Annotated in this window: 3 protein-coding genes; all 3 read left to right on the forward strand. The window is 63.2% G+C overall.

Annotated features, from left to right (window positions below; all coding sequences use genetic code 11):
• The first annotated feature begins 127 nt into the window (after positions 1-127).
• Positions 128-841: a tRNA (guanosine(46)-N7)-methyltransferase TrmB gene (gene trmB, locus BN1134_RS01985; RefSeq protein ID WP_042044958.1), complete on the forward strand. Its 714-nt coding sequence runs from the start codon at positions 128-130 to the stop codon at positions 839-841.
• A gap of 18 nt (positions 842-859) precedes the next feature.
• Complete coding sequence (locus BN1134_RS01990; RefSeq protein ID WP_042044959.1) at positions 860-1,192, forward strand: YggL family protein; 333 nt, start codon at positions 860-862, stop codon at positions 1,190-1,192.
• A gap of 63 nt (positions 1,193-1,255) precedes the next feature.
• On the forward strand, positions 1,256-2,123 hold an 868-nt coding region (gene glsB / locus BN1134_RS01995; protein ID WP_042044960.1), incomplete at its 3' end, for a glutaminase B.

Consider the following 2,123-nt stretch of genomic DNA (forward strand, 5'->3'; position numbering starts at 1 on the left):
GGATACGCCTGGATGGAGGAGGGCGGGGATAAAGTGTGCGAAACAGTTGCACTCGGGGGCGTTCTTGGGATAATTCGCTACCCTGTTTGACTGAACCCGCAATGACGAGCCTTTTCCTATGCCAGAAATGCCTGTGACCCAAGACGAATTCAACGAGGACGGTAAGTTCCTGCGCAAGATCCGCAGTTTTGTCCGTCGCGAAGGCCGCCTGACCAAGGGGCAGGAGAAGGCGCTGGCCGACCTGTGGCCCGTCATGGGGGTGGATTTCGCTCCCGGTATGCTGGATCTGGCCGCCCTGTTCGGCCGTGAGGCTCCCGTGGTGCTGGAGATCGGCTTCGGCATGGGCGCCTCCCTGGTGGAGATGGCCAAGAACGCGCCAGAGAAGAACTTCATCGGTATCGAGGTGCACACCCCTGGGGTGGGGGCCTGCCTGAGCGCAGCCCAGGAGGCGGGGGTCACCAACCTGCGCGTCTTCTGCCACGATGCCATCGAGGTGCTGGATCTGATGATCCCGGATGGCTCGCTCGCCTGCCTGCAACTGTTTTTCCCCGATCCCTGGCACAAGAAGCGTCACCACAAGCGCCGCATCGTGCAGCCCGAGTTTGCCCAGAAGATCCGCCAGAAGCTCGCCGTGGGCGGCGTCTTCCACATGGCCACCGATTGGGAAAACTATGCCGAGCACATGCTCGAGGTGATGAGCGCCGCCGAGGGGTATGAAAATACCGCCAGCAGCGGCAACTGGGTGGAGCGCCCCGAGTGGCGCCCGCTGACCAAGTTTGAGCAGCGTGGCCATCGTCTCGGCCACGGTGTATGGGATCTCATTTTTAAGCGAATCAACTGATAAGAGAGGAGTGCTGACATGGCCAATCGTAGCCGCCGCCTGCGCAAGAAGCTGCGTGTGGACGAGTTCCAGGAGCTGGGGTTCGATCTCAACTGGAATTTCCCCGTTGGCACTACCGAGGCGCAGATCGATGCCCTGGTCGATGCCTTCATCGATGAGGTGGTCGAACCGTGCGCCCTGGCGTTTGCCGGCTCCGGCCATCTGGTGTGGGAAGGGATGGTCTGCACCCAGGCTATCGGCAAGTGCACCGAAGAGGATCGCCAGGTTATAGAGGGCTGGCTCAAGGGCAAGGGGATGGAGCAGGTCAAGGCCTCTTCCCTGTTTGACCTCTGGTACGGCGAGCCGGCCTAAGCGCCATCGCCTGATAAAATCCCGCCGCCGGCGGGATTTTTGTCTCGCAAGAGAGGGAAGCGCATGCTGTCGTCACAACTGCTTGATGCCATTCTCGCCGAGGTCCGCCCGCTCATCGGGCAGGGCAAGGTGGCCGACTATATCCCCGCCCTGGCCCAGGTGCCGGCCAACCGGCTCGGCATGGCCGTATGCACGGTGCAAGGCGAGCTGTTCACCGCCGGCGATGCCGACGAACCCTTCTCAATCCAGAGCATCTCCAAGGCGCTCAGCCTGACGCTGGCGCTCACGCTCTACCGGGAGGAGGAGATCTGGGCCAGGGTGGGCAAGGAGCCCTCGGGCCAGCCGTTCAACTCCCTGGTGCAGCTTGAGTTCGAGCAGGGGATTCCGCGCAATCCCTTCATCAACGCCGGCGCCCTGGTGGTGAGCGATCTGCTAGAGACCCGCCTCACTGCCCCGCGTCAGCGTACCCTGGAGCTGGCCCGCCGCCTGTCGGGTAACCCTGCCGTCATCGCCGATAGCGTGGTCGCCCGCTCCGAGTACCAGCACTCGGCCCGCAATGCGGCGATCGCCTACCTGATGAAGTCCTACGGCAACTTCCACAACGAGGTGGACAAGGTACTGCAAAGCTATTTCAATGCCTGTGCCATTCGCATGAGCTGCGTCGATCTGGCGCGCGCCTTCGTCTATCTTGCCAACCGGGGCACGCCCCTCGACGGCGCGCCGCTGCTCGATGCTCGCACCACCAAGCAGGTCAATGCCCTGCTCGCCACCTGCGGCCTCTACGACGAGGCGGGGGATTTTGCCTATCGGGTCGGCATGCCGGGTAAATCCGGGGTGGGGGGCGGCATCATCGCCGTGATCCCAGGGGAGCTGTCGGTCTGCGTCTGGTCGCCCGAGCTCAACAAGGCGGGCAACTCGCTGGCGGGAACCG

It is taken from the genome of Aeromonas simiae, assembly GCF_000820125.1.
Classification (GTDB): domain Bacteria; phylum Pseudomonadota; class Gammaproteobacteria; order Enterobacterales; family Aeromonadaceae; genus Aeromonas; species Aeromonas simiae.